Annotated in this window: 12 protein-coding genes and 4 pseudogenes; 6 read left to right on the top strand and 10 right to left on the bottom strand. The window is 54.0% G+C overall.

The window, feature by feature from the left end; genetic code table 11:
• The first annotated feature begins 11 nt into the window (after positions 1 to 11).
• The 4 genes from ppsR (at position 12) to JCM2850_RS05500 (ending at position 4,329) form a co-directional block, all read left to right on the top strand.
• Complete coding sequence (ppsR, locus tag JCM2850_RS05515; RefSeq protein WP_025870351.1) at positions 12 to 836, top strand: posphoenolpyruvate synthetase regulatory kinase/phosphorylase PpsR; 825 nt, start codon at positions 12 to 14, stop codon at positions 834 to 836.
• Between the two features lie 228 nt (positions 837 to 1,064).
• The gene (locus JCM2850_RS05510; protein ID WP_025870350.1) at positions 1,065 to 2,537 is read left to right on the top strand and encodes a catalase; all 1,473 of its coding nucleotides are present in this window, start codon (positions 1,065 to 1,067) and stop codon (positions 2,535 to 2,537) included.
• 157 nt (positions 2,538 to 2,694) lie between these two features.
• On the top strand, positions 2,695 to 3,069 hold the full coding sequence (locus tag JCM2850_RS05505) for a DoxX family protein (RefSeq protein ID WP_025870348.1): 375 nt from the start codon (positions 2,695 to 2,697) through the stop codon (positions 3,067 to 3,069).
• Positions 3,070 to 3,273: 204 nt separating this feature from the next.
• On the top strand, positions 3,274 to 4,329 hold the full coding sequence (locus tag JCM2850_RS05500; protein WP_025870347.1) for an NAD(P)-dependent alcohol dehydrogenase: 1,056 nt from the start codon (positions 3,274 to 3,276) through the stop codon (positions 4,327 to 4,329).
• A 135-nt stretch (positions 4,330 to 4,464) separates the two neighbouring features.
• On the opposite strand, the gene JCM2850_RS05495 is transcribed toward JCM2850_RS05500, so the two are convergent.
• The gene (locus tag JCM2850_RS05495) at positions 4,465 to 4,878 is read right to left on the bottom strand and encodes a hypothetical protein (protein WP_148301202.1); all 414 of its coding nucleotides are present in this window, start codon (positions 4,876 to 4,878) and stop codon (positions 4,465 to 4,467) included.
• Positions 4,879 to 5,044: 166 nt separating this feature from the next.
• Between JCM2850_RS05495 and JCM2850_RS17360 the strand changes: the two are divergent.
• A pseudogene (locus JCM2850_RS17360) lies at positions 5,045 to 5,958 on the top strand (DUF808 domain-containing protein).
• A 42-nt stretch (positions 5,959 to 6,000) separates the two neighbouring features.
• Here the strand turns inward: JCM2850_RS17360 and lspA are convergent.
• From lspA to murJ, 4 genes and pseudogenes are all read right to left on the bottom strand, one after another.
• Positions 6,001 to 6,456 carry a signal peptidase II gene (gene lspA, locus JCM2850_RS05485; RefSeq protein ID WP_088177737.1) on the bottom strand — a complete coding sequence of 152 codons (456 nt, stop codon included), beginning with the start codon at positions 6,454 to 6,456 and terminating at the stop codon, positions 6,001 to 6,003.
• Positions 6,457 to 6,466: 10 nt separating this feature from the next.
• A pseudogene (gene ileS, locus JCM2850_RS17355) lies at positions 6,467 to 9,270 on the bottom strand (isoleucine--tRNA ligase).
• A gap of 62 nt (positions 9,271 to 9,332) precedes the next feature.
• Positions 9,333 to 10,264 (bottom strand): annotated as a pseudogene (locus JCM2850_RS17350) (bifunctional riboflavin kinase/FAD synthetase).
• A gap of 17 nt (positions 10,265 to 10,281) precedes the next feature.
• Positions 10,282 to 11,820: a murein biosynthesis integral membrane protein MurJ gene (gene murJ, locus JCM2850_RS05470; RefSeq protein WP_025870341.1), complete on the bottom strand. Its 1,539-nt coding sequence runs from the start codon at positions 11,818 to 11,820 to the stop codon at positions 10,282 to 10,284.
• 170 nt (positions 11,821 to 11,990) lie between these two features.
• Between murJ and rpsT the strand changes: the two are divergent.
• A pseudogene (gene rpsT, locus JCM2850_RS23830) lies at positions 11,991 to 12,242 on the top strand (30S ribosomal protein S20); the annotation flags it as partial.
• Positions 12,243 to 12,365: 123 nt separating this feature from the next.
• Here rpsT and JCM2850_RS05465 read toward each other — a convergent pair.
• From JCM2850_RS05465 to rpmA, 5 genes are all read right to left on the bottom strand, one after another.
• Positions 12,366 to 13,583 carry a 5-(carboxyamino)imidazole ribonucleotide synthase gene (locus JCM2850_RS05465; protein WP_081774963.1) on the bottom strand — a complete coding sequence of 406 codons (1,218 nt, stop codon included), beginning with the start codon at positions 13,581 to 13,583 and terminating at the stop codon, positions 12,366 to 12,368.
• A gap of 147 nt (positions 13,584 to 13,730) precedes the next feature.
• A complete protein-coding gene (gene purE, locus JCM2850_RS05460) occupies positions 13,731 to 14,225 on the bottom strand; it encodes a 5-(carboxyamino)imidazole ribonucleotide mutase (RefSeq protein ID WP_025870337.1) in 495 nt (164 codons plus the stop codon).
• Positions 14,226 to 14,234: 9 nt separating this feature from the next.
• Positions 14,235 to 15,353 carry a glutamate 5-kinase gene (proB, locus tag JCM2850_RS05455; protein WP_025870335.1) on the bottom strand — a complete coding sequence of 373 codons (1,119 nt, stop codon included), beginning with the start codon at positions 15,351 to 15,353 and terminating at the stop codon, positions 14,235 to 14,237.
• A gap of 14 nt (positions 15,354 to 15,367) precedes the next feature.
• Positions 15,368 to 16,408 (bottom strand): Obg family GTPase CgtA, encoded by a 1,041-nt coding sequence (gene cgtA / locus JCM2850_RS05450; protein WP_025870333.1) that lies wholly within the window; start codon positions 16,406 to 16,408, stop codon positions 15,368 to 15,370.
• 94 nt (positions 16,409 to 16,502) lie between these two features.
• Positions 16,503 to 16,760 (bottom strand): 50S ribosomal protein L27, encoded by a 258-nt coding sequence (gene rpmA, locus JCM2850_RS05445; protein ID WP_025870331.1) that lies wholly within the window; start codon positions 16,758 to 16,760, stop codon positions 16,503 to 16,505.
• Positions 16,761 to 16,768: the final 8 nt, after the last annotated feature.

Raw genomic sequence — 16,768 nt, 5'->3', positions numbered from 1 at the left:
GCGGAAAAAAGATGACCAGCGCCACGCAGAAACGCAGTGTGTTCTTCATCTCCGACGGCACCGGTATTACCGCCGAGTCCGTCGGCCACCTACTGGCGCATTTCCCTATGGTCAGCTTCCGCCATATCCGCCTGCCTTTCACCGACTCTGAACAGAAGGTGGAAGAGGCGCTGGTGCGTATCGCTGAAACTGAGGCTGCCGAAGGAGTACGTCCCATCGTTGTGATGACGCTGGTGAATACCGATCTCAGAGATAAGCTCAAGCAGAGCAATGCCCTGCATCTGGATGTGTTCGGTTCTTTTGTCGATCCATTGGCTGAAGAATTGCAGATGCAACCTTCGCGCACTTCGGGCATTGCCCACAGTGTGCTGGGTAACAGCTATTACGAGCGCATTGATGCGATCAACTTCACGCTAAATCACGATGACGGCATGACAGATTTTGGCCTCAGTGAAGCACAGGTAATCTTGGTAGGCGTGTCGCGCTGCGGCAAGACACCTACCAGCTTGTACCTGGCCATGCAGTTTGGTATCAAGGCCGCCAACTACCCCTTGATCCCCGAAGATCTGGAGCGTGGCAGCCTGCCTGAAGCCTTGAAGAAACATCCAGAGAAACTTTACGGGCTGTCCATCAATGCCGAGCGTCTGCATAGCGTACGTAGCGAGCGCAGGCCGGATAGCTTTTATGCCTCTCTGGACAACTGCCGCCATGAAATACGTTTGGCGGAAGATTTGATGCAGCGTGAAAAGATTAACTGGATAGATTCCACCAGTCGTTCGATTGAAGAGTTATCAACCATCATCTTGCAAAAGATACGCGTCAACTCCAATCATTGATACTGGCGCTAGCCTTGAACCAGAAAAGGGACTTCGGTCCCTTTTTTATTGCTTACACCCATTAGCTGGATTTATTGACTTGGTTAAAACAATCAATTTTCATTAATATTGATTTGGCTTTAGGATGAACCTGCGTTACAGATATTACTCAAGATAACAGGCTGAATAATCATAGAGCGGTTTAAAAGCGCTAAAGCCAGCAGCCTTCATCAACTCAAGGAGAAAGTTATGAGCACAATCACTACCAGCAGCGGCGCCCCGGTGCCTGACGATAACAACAGCATCAGCGTAGGGCCGCGCGGGCCCTTGACCTTTGATAACCACTATTTGTTTGAAAAGCTCGCCCATTTCAATCGCGAGCGCATTCCCGAGCGTGTGGTGCATGCACGAGGTACAGGGGCTTATGGCACGTTTACCTTGAGCAAAAGCCTGAGCCAGCACACCATCGCCAGCTTTTTGCAAAACGTAGGCAGCCAGACCGAAGTGTTTGTGCGTTTTTCCACTGTGGGCGGCGGTCAGGATTCCAGCGATTATGCGCGTGACCCTAGAGGTTTTGCAGTCAAGTTCTACACCCAGCAAGGCAATTTCGACCTAGTGGGCAATAACACCCCGGTGTTTTTCCTTAACGACCCGATCAAATTCCCGGACTTTATCCATTCGCAGAAAAAAGACCCGGTCACCAATCTGCCCACCCCCGCCAATGCCTTTGAATTCTGGGCCAATCACCCGCAATCACTGCATCAGATGACCATACTGATGTCGGACCGAGGCATCCCCGCTTCTTACCGCCATATGCATGGTTTCAGCTCCCATACCTTGAGTTTCTGGAACGAAGCCGGGCAACGCGTCTGGATTAAATGGCACTTCAAGAGCAAGCAAGGCATCAAGACCGTAACAGGTGAAGAAGCCGCGCAATTGCCCGCCTTTGGCGCGCAGCAAGACCTGGTGGATGCCATCAATCGTGGTGAATTCCCCGCCTGGGCGGTGAAGTTGCAGATCATGACTGAGGCTGAGGCGCGTGATTACAAGATCAATCCTTTTGATCTGACCAAGATTTGGCCACATGCCGATTTTCCTTTGATAGAGATAGGCCAGCTGGAGCTTAACCGCAATGTGGACAACTACTTTGCCGAGACCGAGCAAGCCGCGTTTGCGCCTAGCAACCTGGTGCCCGGCATAGGCGCTTCACCAGACAAAATGCTGCAAGCGCGCTTGCTGGCGTATCAAGATGCGCATCGCTATAGGGTAGGCGTCAATGCCAATCAATTACCCGTGAATGCCGCTCGCTGCCCGGTCAACCACTACCAGCGCGATGGGGCCATGGCGGCCGGATGCCCAGTGACAGGTCATGGTGCTTCTGCCAGTAGCCTCAAGCAGGTGCCGAATTTTTACCCCAATGACAGGGCTGGCACATCCCCTACTCCGGCCCCGCAATACACTCCGCCACCATTGCCTGTGCTGGAAGATGCCTGGGTGGGATATCACGATCAGTCTGAAGAAGATTATTACAGCCAACCAGGTGCACTATTCCGCTTGATGTCAGCTGATCAGCAACAACAGCTATGTGGCAATATTGCAGCCGGGCTATCGCAAGCCAACGCCAGCATACAAGAGCGCATGCTGCAGCAATTTGCCAAGGCCGACCCTGGCTATGCTGCAGGCGTGCAAGCAGCTTTAGCCAAGCTGGCTGGGCAAGTTTAACGGCAAACTTAACGGCGAGCATAGCGCCCACCCTGTGGCGCATCTGACTTAGATGCATCACAGGCATTGCATGGCATCCTGACTCGTTATGCTTTATGGTTAAGCCTGGGTGGCACACGCCACCCAGGCTACATAACATCATATAGAGGAGAAATAGATGAATGCATATGCACACCTGGTGGGGCGTATCCTGATTGCCCTCATATTTGTGGTCGCTGGCGCGGGCAAGATTGCCGACCAAACTGGCACCGTCGCCTTTATGGAATCTGCCGGCGTGCCCGGCATTTTGCTTTGGCCTACCATTGCCCTGGAACTGCTGGGAGGCATCGCCCTTATTGTTGGTTTGCAGACGCGTATTGTGGCCTGGTTGCTGGCCTTGTTCTGTATCCTTGCCGCAGTGCTGTTCCACCTTGATTTCAACAACGCCCAGCAGACAACCATGCTGCTTAAAGACCTGGCCATCGCTGGCGGCTTGCTGATTCTGGCCAGTAGTAGCGTACTTTACCTGGCACTGGATAACCGCCAGCGTTAACTCATGCGGTACTGGCACTGACATTGGTGGTCATGCCAGTACCGCAAGCTTTATGCACGGCTTAAAATCCCAATTCTGGAATTGTGAAATTGATTTATTTCCATTTATTGGAGCAATGCAAGCCGCCATAATGCCTCTATTCCCGTGGCCGTGGTTGCAAACCCACGCCATGCCATATTCCCCCTTAGCTAACAGGAGCAGTCCATGACCAAAGCCATCAGTTATGCCGCCCATGATCCCAAGTCCCCCTTGGCCCCATTTGCATTTGAGCGCCGTGAAGTTGGCGCTGAAGATGTAGAAATCGAAATTCTGTTTTGTGGCGTCTGCCACTCGGATTTACACCAGGCGCGTGACGAATGGGGTAATTCCACCTTCCCCATGGTGCCAGGCCACGAGATTGTTGGCCGTGTCACCCGCGTAGGTAGCGCGGTAAAGAAATTCAAGGCGGGTGATCTGGCAGGTGTGGGTTGCCTGGTAGATTCCTGTGGTGGCTGCCCTGACTGTGCGGATGGCCTGGAGCAATACTGCAACCATTCCGTGTTCACCTACAACAGCCCGGACAAGCACACAGGCAAATCAACTTATGGTGGTTATTCCAACCTCATCGTCGTTGATGAGCGCTTCACCCTGAAGATTTCCGATAAATTAGACTTGGCTGCTACCGCGCCGCTGTTGTGTGCTGGCATCACCACTTACTCCCCACTGCGTCACTGGAAAGTGGGCAAGGGTCATAAGGTAGGTATCGTTGGCCTGGGCGGTTTGGGCCATATGGGTTTGAAGTTTGCCCATGCTTTTGGTGCCCACACCGTATTGTTCACCACCTCCCCCGGCAAGGCAGAAGATGCCAAGCGCCTGGGCGCTGACGAAGTGGTGATTTCCAAGGATGCAGCGCAAATGGCGGAGCATCTGCAAAGCTTTGATTTCATCCTCAACACCGTGGCTGCGCCACATGACCTGGATCAGTTCATGTCCCTGCTCAAGCGTGACGGTTCCATGTGTCTGGTAGGCGTGCCTGATAGTCCGCACCCTTCCCCCAGTGTAGGCAATCTGATCTTCAAGCGCCGCACGCTGGCAGGTTCTTTGATTGGTGGTATACAAGAAACCCAGGAAATGCTGGATTTCTGCGCCGAGCACAATATCACTTCAGATATTGAGTTGATCCCTATCCAGGAAATCAACGAGGCATTTGAACGTATGCTCAAGAGCGATATCAAGTACCGCTTTGTGATCGATATTGCCAGCCTCAAGCAAGCAGCTTAAGGAATGCATGAGGGGGAAAGCTGATTCAGCGCAGCCTTTCCCCATAGTGCACACAACATGACAGGCTAATGTTCAACAGCCTGTCATGCAGATTAAAAAGGCGACCTTACAGGTCGCCTTTGTTTTAAAAAATCATTAATAACAATATACGTCTACTGTTGCGCTAGGGTGCGTGTACTTCAGTGTTTCTGTAAACGTACTCACATGCCATGTAAATACGCTACCCTTGGGGCCACCTTGATCACAAGGGATGGAATCCTCAATTTGAGGGTCCACTTTTGCTTGAGTTGAGGTTTGCGTGTTTTTCTTGTTGATAGCGACATTACTTCCTTTCTTCGTGAACCATGAAGTCCAGGCGGCAATAGGTTTACCATCCTCATCAGTGCCACTGGCCTGGCAAACTTGCTTGGCAGTATTACAACTCAAAGTGATAGCTTCCTGGCTACTTGCTTGCGCCGGGGTGCCATAGGCCACCAGCGTGACGCCCAAGGCAGCGCCAGCGATCAAGGCGTTCAACGACTTTGCAGAAAATTTAAACGCGGTCGACATAAGTGTAGGCTCCATAAAATGATCAAGGTAAAAACAATATACATTCACAAATAGCAAATTTAAAGCAAATTATTGTCAATATTAACCCTTGTCATTCTCTAGGCTTTTAAACTGCCTATGTACTTCATGCTATGCTGCTCGCACCTAAATTTCCTTTGAGTTCCGCATGGCCGCCAGCAATCTGCTCACCCTGATAGACGACATCGCCAGCTTGCTGGATGACGTTTCTGCCATGACCAAAGTCGCTGCCAAGAAAACCGCTGGGGTACTGGGCGATGACCTGGCGCTGAATGCGCAGCAAGTCAGCGGCATACGCGCTGACCGCGAATTGTCTGTAGTGTGGGCAGTCGCCAAAGGCTCACTGCTCAACAAAGCCATACTGCTGCCTGCCGCCTTATTGATCAGCAGCTTTATCCCCTGGGCGGTCTTGCCCTTGCTGATGCTGGGGGGAGCTTTTCTTTGCTACGAGGGCTTCGAGAAACTCGCGCATAAATGGTTACCACACGAGGACGGCAAGCCTGAAGCCAGCCCAGCGCTGAGCGAAGCATCCTCCGCCAGTGACATCAGCGCTTACGAACAAGACAAGATCAAGGGCGCAGTACGCACAGACTTCATTCTCTCTGCCGAAATTATCGTTATCACTCTGGGTACAGTTGCCACGGCGACCTTAAGCGAGCAAATCATGGTGCTGGCGGGTATAGCGCTGCTCATGACCGTGGGCGTTTATGGTTTGGTGGCAGGCATAGTGAAACTTGATGATGCGGGCATAGTGCTCAACCGCTCCAGCAACAGCGCGTTGCGCTTGTTGGGCCGTGGCCTGCTGGCAGGCGCGCCTTGCTGATGAAGGGGTTATCGATTGCAGGGACAGCGGCCATGTTTCTGGTGGGGGGTGGCATACTCAGCCATGGCTTACCGCCCTTGCATCACTTGGCTGAACAGTTGAGCTTGGCGCTGGGAGTGACAGGTCAAGGAACAGGCTTGCTGTTGTCCTTGCTGTTTGATGCCTTGGTTGGCATAGTCGCAGGCGCTTTGGTGCTGCTGGGTGTGACGCTGGTCAGCAAGTTGTTCGCCAAAAAATAAAGGGGAGCGCTAGCTCCCCCTTGCGAATCACGTCTATCAACCTCAAGCCTTGCGCTTGAAGCTATCCCACACCAGCAATACCACGCCTACACAAATCGCCGAGTCGGCGACGTTAAACGCTGGCCAGTAGTATTCCTGATAGTGGAAAAACAAAAAATCCACCACATAACCCAGCGTCAAGCGGTCATAAAGATTACCCAGCGCACCACCTAGCACCAGGGACAAGCCCAGGCAGAACTGGGTTTGTCCGGGATGCTTGCGCAGTAGGCGGATGATGACAATAGACGCCCCCAGCGCAATCACGCTGAAGAAGATACGCTGCCAGCCGCCTGCCCCTGCGAGGAAGCTGAAGGCTGCACCTTCATTGTGGTAGCGCACCAGATCAAAGAAGGATGTCAGGCTTAAATGCTCTCCATACTCAAAAGCCTGCACCACCAGATGCTTGCTATAGAGGTCGAGGGCAATCACCACGGCGCTGAGTACCAGCCACGCCCGCATGGTCCAAGGCTTACGCATAATGCCTGGACTCACCCTTGCCAAACAGATTGGAAACGCAACGCGCGCAGATATCGCCATGCTCGGCATGGCTGCCTACATCGGCACGGTAATGCCAGCAGCGTGCGCATTTGACATGGGTACTGGCGTTAACCACCACATCCAACTCACCTTCGCGCTCATGCACGGTTGCGCGTGAGCTCATTAGCACAAAGCGCAAGTCGTCCTGCAAGCGCGTCAGCGCTGCCAGCTCTGCGCCATGGGCGTAGATATCCAGCTCGGATTGCAGGGAGGCGCCTATATGGCCCTGGGCACGCTCATTCTCTATGGCCTTGTTGGAGATATTGCGTACCTCAATCACAGTCTTCCAGGCTTGCAGCGTGGCATCATCCAAGCCATGCTCAGGCAGGGTATACCAGGTTTCTTCAAACACGGTGCTGTTGGCGTCCAGGCCCAGGGTCTGCCAGATTTCATCGGCGGTAAAGCTGAGGATAGGCGTCATCAAACGCATGAGCGCATGGGTGATGTGGTAGAGCGCGCTTTGCGCAGAACGTCTTGCGTGTGACTCGGTGCCCGAGGTGTAGAGCCTGTCTTTGAGGATATCGAGGTAGAAGCCACCCAGTTCTTCAGAGCAAAAGCCCACCAGCTTTTGTACCGCCAGGTGGAATTCATAGCGGTCAAAATCGGCAACAACCTGGGTTTGCAACTGGCTGGTCAGCGCCAGGCCATAGCGATCCAGCTCCAGCCATTCATGCACAGGCAACAAATCCTTGCTCGCATCAAAATCAGCCAGGTTGGCCAGCAGGAAGCGCAAGGTGTTACGGATACGTCTATAGCTATCGGTCACGCGCTTGAGAATTTCTTCAGACAGCGACATTTCACCGGAATAGTCGGTGGAGGCTATCCACAAACGCAGCATGTCAGCTCCCAGGCGGTTGCAGATATCCTGCGGCTCTATGCCGTTGCCACGTGATTTGGACATTTTGTAGCCCTTCTCATCCACGGTGAAACCATGGGTGAGCAAGGCGTGGTAAGGCGCATGACCATCAATCGCACAACCCGTCAGCAGTGAAGACTGGAACCAGCCTCGGTGCTGATCTGAACCCTCTAGATAGAGATCAGCCGGGCTTTGCAGGTCTGGCCTGCGTTTGAGTACGGCAGCATGGGTTGCACCGGAATCAAACCACACATCCAAAGTGTCGCTGATCTTGCGGTATTGCGCGGCATTGCTTGGCGCGTGCTGGGCAAGGAAAGCATCGCCATCAAGTGAGAACCAGGCTTCTATGCCTTGCTGTTCCACTTGCAGCGCCACAATTTCCAGCAGCTTCAAGGTGTCTGGATGCGGCTCACCCGTTTCTTTATGCACAAAGAAAGGCATGGGCACGCCCCAGTTACGCTGGCGTGATACGCACCAGTCCGGGCGATTCTTGATCATGGCTTCCAGACGTGCTCTGCCCCAGGCGGGGAAGAAGGCGGTGTCGTCCACGGCTTTATTCGACAACTCGCGCAAGGTCTTGCCTTGTTCTCCAGCCTGGTTCATGCCGATAAACCATTGGTGTGTCGCTAGCTGCATCAGCGGTGTCTTGTGACGCCAGCAATGCGGGAAGCTATGGTTGAGACGCGCGCTGGCCATCAGCACGCCCTGCTCTTGCAGCACGGTGAGTATGACCTTGTTGGCTTCTTGGCGGTTAAGACCGCGTATCGCTGCCAGCTCCACCAGCTCGCTAGTGAAGAAGCGGCCATCGCCGCCCAGCAGTATGCGTGGCTTTTCGTCTGGATAATTGGCGCGCATGGCCAACCAGTCATCGTTACCGTGCGCGGCAGCGGTGTGTACCAAGCCAGTACCGGCATCGGTGGTGACATGCTCACCGGTGATGATGGGAACTTGTCTTTGATCGAAAGGATGCTGCAACAGCAGACCCTTGAGTTGAGCCCCTGTGGCAGAGCCCAGCAGCTGGGTATCGGTTTCGCCATAGCGCGCCAGTGTGGCTTCAGCCAGGGCATGCGCCAGCACCAGCACCCCACGTGAGGTCTGGATCAAGTCATATTCAAGCTCTGGATGCACACTGACGGCCTGGTTGGCGGGCAACGTCCAGGGTGTGGTGGTCCAGATCACGGCATAAGCGTCAGCAGCCAGCGTGACATTGAAAGCAGCTTGCAGCGCGGCACTGTCAGCAAACTTGAAACCTACATCAATCGCAGGCGAGTTGACATCTTCATACTCAACTTCAGCCTCGGCCAGGGCAGAGCCACAGTCCACGCACCAGTGCACGGGCTTGGAGCTTGATAGAGGTAACCGTTACTATAGATATCCCCCAGGGCACGCATGATGTCGGCCTCGGTGGTGAAATCCATGGTCAGATAGGGATTATCCCAATCACCCAGTACACCTAGGCGTATGAAATCCTGCTTTTGCTTGGCCACTTGCTCAGCGGCATAGGCACGGCACAGCTCGCGGAACTTGGCGGCGGGGATATCCTTGCCATGCTGTTTTTCCACCGCCAGCTCTATAGGCAGGCCATGGCAATCCCAGCCTGGCACATAAGGCGCATCAAAACCCGACAGGGTTTTGGATTTGACGATGATGTCCTTGAGGATTTTATTCACCGCGTGGCCCAGGTGGATAGCACCGTTAGCGTAGGGAGGGCCATCGTGCAAAATGAATTTCTTCGCACCCTTGCGTGCGTTGCGTATGCGCTGATAAACCTGCTGTTCTTGCCAGCGCTTTAGCCAGGCGGGCTCGCGCTTGGCCAGATCGCCACGCATAGGGAAGCTGGTTTCAGGCAAATTCAATTTGTACTTGGTGTTTTCGCTCATCAGTATCGTTTCAAAACAATGTTCAAAAAGTATTTAAATCTAGCATTCAACTCTTGCAGTGCTTAATTCTGCGGGGATAACTGGAAGTATGCCCTGGCCTGCTCTGCATCCTTGGCAATCCAGTACTTGAGGGTTTCCAGACTATCGAACTTCATCTCGTCGCGTATCTTGTGCAGGAATTTCACGCGCACATGCCGCCCATAGAGATTGCCGTTGAAGTCGAACACATGCACTTCCAGTGTGGGTCTGCCATTCTGCTTGACGGTGGGGCGCACGCCCAGGCTGGCAACGCCGGGCAAGTCGCTTGCTGCCCCCTCGCCCAAGCCTGCCAATTTTACCGCATAGATGCCCATCAGCGGTGGGCGCTCATGCAACATATGGATATTGGCGGTGGGGTAACCCAGCTCACGCGCCAGCTTATCACCATGCACCACCTTGCCACTGATGCTATAGGGCCTGCCCAGCAGTCGTGCGGCCTCATCCAGCCTACCCTGTGCCAAAGCCTCGCGCACTACAGTACTGGATACACGCTGGCCATCCAGATCTACCTGAGGCTGGCTCTGCAGGCTAAAACCCGCGTTGACAAAATCTTCCTTGCTGCCCTGGCGGCCTGCGCCAAAACGGAAATCATCGCCGACTAATATCGCGCGCGCGTCCATGGCATTGCGCAGAATATTTTGCATAAAATCCTGCACTGTCATAGCGGCAAAGCGGCGGTTGAAATGGCAGACATAGACATAGTCCACCCCGGCTTCGGCAAACAACTCCAGCTTTTCGCGCAGCGAGGTCAAGCGTGTAGGCGCACGCTCAGGGGTGAAAAATTCGCGCGGGTGCGGCTCAAACGTCATCACGGCGGATTTCAGGCCTTGCGCAGCGGCCACTTCTATCAGGCGTTGCAACAGGCTTGATGCCCCAGGTGCACGCCATCGAAATTGCCTATGGCCACTGCCAGCGGAAAATTGGCTGCCTGATGAAAATGTCTGAATATCTGCATGGTCGTGGTTTCAGCCTTTAAGCAGCACGTTTGATGAAATCGTGGATACGCAAACCCAATACCCACAGACTACCAAAATAGACCAGCACGCCCAACGCCACCAAACCGGACAGCTTCAACAATTTATGCCAGAGATCAGCATGCAACCAGCTGGCGCTAGTGCCTGCGGCAAACCAAAGGGCCAGGCCCATCAATATCAGTGCCAACAGCACGCGCAGCAGGAAAGCCGCCCAGCCCGGCAAAGGTTGGTAAGTGCCTGCACGGCGCAGGTAGTAATACAGCAGGCTGGCATTGATGCAAGCGCCTAAGCCTATCGCCAGCGCCAACCCGGCGTGATGCAGCCAACCAACGAATAGCAGATTCATGAGCTGGGTTGCCAACAAGGTGAACAGCGCAATCTTGACCGGAGTCTTGACGTTTTGCCGCGCATAAAAAGCCGGGGCCAGCACTTTAACCAGAATCAGGCCCAGCAAACCCAGGCTATACGCCATCAAGGCTTGACGTGTCATCCAGACATCATGCTCGGCAAAGGCGCCGTAATGGAATAGCGAAGTCACCAGGGGCACAGACAATACCGCCAAAGCCACGGCCGCTGGCAAGGCCAACATCAATGTCAGACGCAAGCCCCAATCCAAGAGGGAGGAATACTCATGCTCGGCTTTATCTGCCACGCTCTTGGAGAGGCTGGGCAAGAGTATGGTGCCCAGCGCCACACCCAACAGCCCAGTGGGGAATTCCATCAACCTGTCGGCGTAATATAGCCAGGACACGCTGCCACTCTCAAGGAAAGAGGCAAAAATAGTGTTGATGAGCAAAGACAGCTGGGCGATCGACACACCGAATACCGCAGGCCCCATCAAACGCAGAATGCGCCAGACACCTTCATCATGCAGATCCAGACGCAGACGTGGCAACATGCCTATCTTGCAGAGGAAAGGCAGTTGAAACCCCAATTGCAGCAGCCCGCCAGCAAATACCGCCCAGGCCAGCACCATGATGGGGGGATCAAAATAAGGCGCGAAGAACAAGGCGGCGATGATAAACGCCAGATTGAGCCACACCGGGGTGAAGGCTGGCACAGAGAAGCGGCTATAGGTGTTGAGCACACCGCCTGCCAGCGAAACCAGGGAAATCAGCAGGATATAAGGGAAAATCACGCGCAGCATGTCTATGGTCAAGGCCAATGACTCTGGCTCGCTATGGGCCCAGCCTGGCGCGCTGATATAGGCAATCAGCGGGGCGGCCAGCATACCTAGCGCGGTGACCAACATGAGCACCAGTCCGAGCAAGGTGGCAACCTTGCTTACTAAATCCTGGGTGGCTTCATGCCCCCGTCTATTTTTGTATTCAGCCAGCACAGGCACAAAAGCCTGAGAGAATGCGCCTTCAGCAAACAGGCGGCGCAAGAGATTGGGGATTTTGAAGGCAACAAAGAAAGCGTCGGTGTAAACACCAGCGCCAAACACACGGGCAATCAACGTATCCCTGACAAACCCCAGAATGCGGGAAACAAAAGTCATGCTCCCGACAGCAGCCAACGCTTTCAACAGATTCATTGCACACGCATCATGAGATAATTGAGGTCTTTACAGGGACATTGCCAGCGGCGATTTTAACATGTCCGTGCAAGAGCTTACGGAACAAATTGACTTGATTCTTGCATTCATTCCAAATATTAGTTAATATGCTTGGCTTCGTATTTTGTTAACTTATTTAGGGAATATCCATGGCTAATAGCGCACAGGCGAGAAAGCGTGCACGTCAGGCAGTCAAGCAACGCGCCCACAATGCAAGTTTGCGCTCGGCTCTGCGTACCGCGATCAAGAAGATCATCAAAGCGGTTGAAGCCGGCGACAAAGCTGCAGCACAAATCGTGTTCAACGAAAACGTGAGCGTGATCGATCGCATTGCAGACAAGCAAATTATCCACAAGAACAAGGCAGCTCGCCATAAGAGCCGTCTTAGCGCTTCGATCAAGCTCTGGCCTAATCAGTACTGCGTTACTTGTGTAAAAAAGCCGGGTTATCCCGGCTTTTTTATTGCGCTAAATAATCGCGCATCAATATATGCGGCGAATTCATATCCACTGAGCCAGTCCCAATCAGAACCAGTCCCAATCAGGGCCAACCCCAATCAAGAAAAGGGCCAGTGTGTACACCGCCCTTGCCCAGACTTTTCTACTTACCGACGCTAGATCAGCCCGCACCTGCAGCGCAGTCGCCAATACTGCCTCTGCGGACTCGCCAACCACGGTGTAGTGACCCATCTTGCGGCCTGGTCGCGCCTCATGCTTACCGTAGAGATGCATTTTCAGCCCTGACTCAGCATAGGCCTTGTTCCAGGCTGGCTCACCAGCGCCCCAGATATCACCCAGCAGGTTTACCATCACTGCCGGACTGTGCAGCCTAGCATCACCCAAGGGCAAGCCTGCGAGCACCCGCACCTGCTGCTCAAATTGATCGGTCACGCAGGCATCCAAAGTGTAATGACCCGAGTTATGCGGACGTGGCGCCATTTCATTCACCAGCAGACGGCCTTCGCTCACGAAGAACTCCACACCTATCACACCCACATAATTCAGCTTGATGGCAATCTCGGTAGCCACTTGCTCGGCCTGTTGGCGTATGGCGGCATCAGCGCGCGCAGGTACTATGCTGACATCCAGGATACCGTTGAGATGCTGATTTTCCGCCAGCGGGAAAGCTGCCACATTACCCGCCGCATCACGCGCCAGCACCAGTGACACTTCATAATCCAGCTTGAGCATGCGCTCGAGTACGCAAGTCTCCGCCTTGAAAGTGGCAAAAGCTTCACGCGCCTGCGCCGGGGTAGCAACCCTGGCCTGGCCCTTGCCATCGTAGCCAAAGCGTGCCACTTTCAGAATGGCAGGGTAGAGACTGCTGGATTCATCAGGTATGTCATCCGCGCTATTGATTACCGCATAAGGCGCTACAGGCAAGCCTGCATCGCGTATAAAGTTTTTCTCGGCCACACGATTCTGCGCAATGGCTACAGCCGCTGCTGCGGGCCGCACCGTGCGATGCTGCGCAAGGAACTCCAGCGTAGCCGCTGGCACGTTTTCAAATTCAGTAGTAATCGCAGCACACGCTTGCGCCAGCTTGGTCAAAGCTTCTTGGTCATCAAACGCTGCGCAGATATGCAGATCGGCAATTTTGCCCGCCGGGCTGTTTTTGTCCGGGTCCAGCACCACTACCTTGTAGCCCATTTCATGGGCGGCAATGACGAAGAAGCGGCCCAGTTGGCCGCCACCCAGCATACCCAGCGTGGCTGGAGGCAAAATAGCTTGGCTTGAATTCACACTACTCACACTTACTCCTTCAATTCAATATTAAGCGCGGCCTATGCAGGACTGGTAACAACACAGTCACTGGCAGGCTAAGGCTACAACGCTGGCTAAGTCTAATTGGCTAAGGCTGATTTTCTAAGCCAGCCCAGGATTAGTTGCTTAGGGCTGGTCTGGCAAGCTCATCTCCAGCACGCGCCCCGTTTGCGCGGCACGGAAATCAGCCAGCTTTTGTGCCAAAGCAGGCTCAGTGGTAGCCAGAATGGCGATAGCAAATAAACCTGCATTGGCAGCCCCAGCTTCACCGATCGCAAACGTAGCAACGGGTATACCTTTAGGCATTTGCACAATGGATAGCAGCGAATCCTGACCTTGCAGATGGCGCGATGGCACAGGCACACCCAGCACTGGCAAAGTGGTTTTCGCAGCGACCATGCCGGGCAAGTGGGCAGCGCCCCCTGCTCCAGCAATAATGACTTGAATACCGCGATCGGCTGCGGTTTCGGCAAACTCAAACATCAGGTCTGGTGTTCTGTGCGCGGAAACCACGCGTGCTTCATATTCCAGGCCAAAATCCGCCAGCATTTGTGCCGCCAGGCGCATTACTGGCCAATCGCTATCCGAGCCCATGATAATGGCTACTTTTGGTGTGGACATATTTTCCCCTTAAACCAGAATCAGGTTATCTCGATGAATCAGCTCCGCCTCATCGACATATCCAAGTATGTGTTCTATTTCGCTGCTAGGCTTACGCAAAATGCGTGCCGTCTCTAGCGCACTATAATTGACCAGACCACGGGCGATTTCCTTGCCGGAAATATCGACACAGGCCACAACTTCGCCGCGCTCAAAATTACCCTCAACCTTAACCACACCTATAGGCAATAAACTACGCCCGCCCTGCAGCAAGGCATGGGCAGCGCCATCATCCAGCACCACCCGGCCTGCAAGGCGCAGATGATCGGCCAGCCATTGCTTGCGCGCCAGGGTTTTGACCTGGCCTGCGCTAAGATGCGTACCTATCAGCTCGCCCTGAGCCAAGCGCGTCAAGACATCGGTCTCCCGACCTGAGGCAATAATGGTATGCGCGCCACTGCGCGCTGCGCGCTTGGCTGCCAGAATCTTGGTCAGCATGCCACCACTGCCTATCAGCGTGCCTGCACCGCCCGCCATTTTTTCCAGCTCAGGGTTACCTGCTTGCTCTTGCTGAATAAACACGGCATCAGGATTTTTGCGTGGGTCGGCAGAATAAAGCCCGGATTGATCGGTAAGTATCACCAGGGCGTCGGCTTCGATTAGGTTAGCGACCAAAGCCCCCAGGGTGTCGTTATCACCAAAGCGAATTTCATCGGTAACGACGGTATCGTTTTCATTGATGATGGGAATCACGCCCAGATCGAGCAAGGTGCGCAGCGTAGTGCGCGCATTGAGGTAGCGTTTGCGGTCTGCCAAATCAGCATGGGTCAGCAGTATTTGCGCAGTATGCAGGCCATAACCAGCAAAGCAGGATTCATACATCTGCACCAAGCCCATCTGACCTACGGCGGCAGCAGCTTGCAGCTCATTGATTGCCACCGGGCGTTTTTTCCAGCCCAGGCGCTGCATGCCTTCGGCCACTGCACCACTGGAGACCAGCACCACTTGTTTGCCACTTTTGACCAAGCGGGCAATTTGATCAGCCCAGGCGGCTATCGCAGCTTGATCCAGACCTGCCCCATTATTGGTCACCAGGCTGGAACCGACCTTGACCACCAGACACTTCGCATTCAACAGCAAGGATGTCATCACGCCCGCCCTGCTTACACTACTGGGCCAGTATCGGCCAGCGCGGCGGCCTGATTGGCCTCCACATGTTCCATGATGGCATAGGTCAATTCGCGGCAACCTGTACCAGTCAATGCTGAGATGGAGAAACAACGCCCCTCCCAGCCAAATTCCTTGACGAATTTAGCCACCAGTTCAGCGCTGTCAGGCAGCATATCCACCTTGTTCAGCACCAGCCAGCGTGGCTTGTTGTATAGCTCTTCGTCGTATTTTTTCAGCTCTTCAACGATGGCCCGCGCTTCGCGCACAGGGTCTACCGCATCATCAAATGGCGCCAGATCTACCAAGTGCAGCAACAAATGCGTGCGTGCCAGATGGCGCAGGAATTGATGGCCCAGACCTGCACCTTCAGCAGCACCTTCAATCAAACCAGGCACATCGGCAATCACAAAGCTGCGATTGGCATCAACACGCACCACACCCAGATTGGGGTGCAGGGTAGTAAAGGGATAATCTGCCACCTTGGGTTTGGCCGCCGAGACCGAACGTATAAAAGTGGATTTCCCGGCATTGGGCATACCCAGCAAGCCCACATCGGCCAGCACCTTCAACTCTAGGTAAAGCTCAAACTCCTCACCCTCTTCACCTTTGGTACATTGCCGTGGCGCACGATTGGTACTTGACTTGAAGTGAATATTGCCCAAGCCACCCTTGCCACCGCTGGCCACCATGACTTTTTGATCATGCTCGGCCAGATCAACCAGAACCTGACCCGTGGCCTTGTCGCTAATCACCGTGCCCACAGGCACACGCAACACCATGTCGTCACCGCCAGCACCATATTGATCCGAGCCACGACCATTACCGCCACGCTGGGCGCGGAATAAACGCGTGTAGCGGTAATCCACCAGGGTGTTGATATTGCGATCGGCAATCATATAGATGGAGCCACCACGACCACCATCGCCACCATTGGGGCCGCCCATGGCTTCGTACTTTTCACGCCTGAAAGTGGCAACACCGTTGCCGCCATCTCCGGCGTAAACCTTGATCGTGGCTTCGTCAATAAACTTCATGTGTGTGCTATCTGCTAAGGACAGATATCCATAATAACGCTTGAAATAAAAAAGCCCTATCGAACCGATAGGCTTTTCCTGAATCACGCCAGACTTAAGCTGGAATGATGCTGACCAGCTTGCGACGCAGTGCGCCCTTCACAGAGAAGGCCACTTTGCCATCAACCTTGGCGAACAAGGTGTGATCCTTGCCGATGCCCACGTTTTCACCTGGGTGCATCTTGGTACCACGCTGACGCACGATGATGCTGCCAGCTGAAACTACTTGCTCACCGAAAGCCTTAACGCCCAGTCGCTGTGCATTTGAGTCGCGACCGTTACGGGAACTACCGCCTGCTTTTTTATGTGCCATTTATATAC

The sequence above is a fragment of the Methylobacillus glycogenes JCM 2850 genome (assembly GCF_000617925.1).
Taxonomy (GTDB): Bacteria; Pseudomonadota; Gammaproteobacteria; order Burkholderiales; family Methylophilaceae; genus Methylobacillus; species Methylobacillus glycogenes.
The sequence above is the reverse complement of the archived record's forward strand: the minus strand, read 5'-3'. Positions and strand labels throughout refer to the sequence as shown.

Coding starts and splice junctions, on each gene's coding strand:
- ppsR (WP_025870351.1), top strand. CDS start 12: ATGACCAGCGCCACGCAGAAACGCAGTGTGTTCTTCATCTCCGACGGC.
- JCM2850_RS05510 (WP_025870350.1), top strand. CDS start 1,065: ATGAGCACAATCACTACCAGCAGCGGCGCCCCGGTGCCTGACGATAAC.
- JCM2850_RS05505 (WP_025870348.1), top strand. CDS start 2,695: ATGAATGCATATGCACACCTGGTGGGGCGTATCCTGATTGCCCTCATA.
- JCM2850_RS05500 (WP_025870347.1), top strand. CDS start 3,274: ATGACCAAAGCCATCAGTTATGCCGCCCATGATCCCAAGTCCCCCTTG.
- JCM2850_RS05495 (WP_148301202.1), bottom strand. CDS start 4,878: ATGTCGACCGCGTTTAAATTTTCTGCAAAGTCGTTGAACGCCTTGATC.
- lspA (WP_088177737.1), bottom strand. CDS start 6,456: ATGCGGGCGTGGCTGGTACTCAGCGCCGTGGTGATTGCCCTCGACCTC.
- murJ (WP_025870341.1), bottom strand. CDS start 11,820: ATGAATCTGTTGAAAGCGTTGGCTGCTGTCGGGAGCATGACTTTTGTT.
- purE (WP_025870337.1), bottom strand. CDS start 14,225: ATGTCCACACCAAAAGTAGCCATTATCATGGGCTCGGATAGCGATTGG.
- proB (WP_025870335.1), bottom strand. CDS start 15,353: ATGACATCCTTGCTGTTGAATGCGAAGTGTCTGGTGGTCAAGGTCGGT.
- cgtA (WP_025870333.1), bottom strand. CDS start 16,408: ATGAAGTTTATTGACGAAGCCACGATCAAGGTTTACGCCGGAGATGGC.
- rpmA (WP_025870331.1), bottom strand. CDS start 16,760: ATGGCACATAAAAAAGCAGGCGGTAGTTCCCGTAACGGTCGCGACTCA.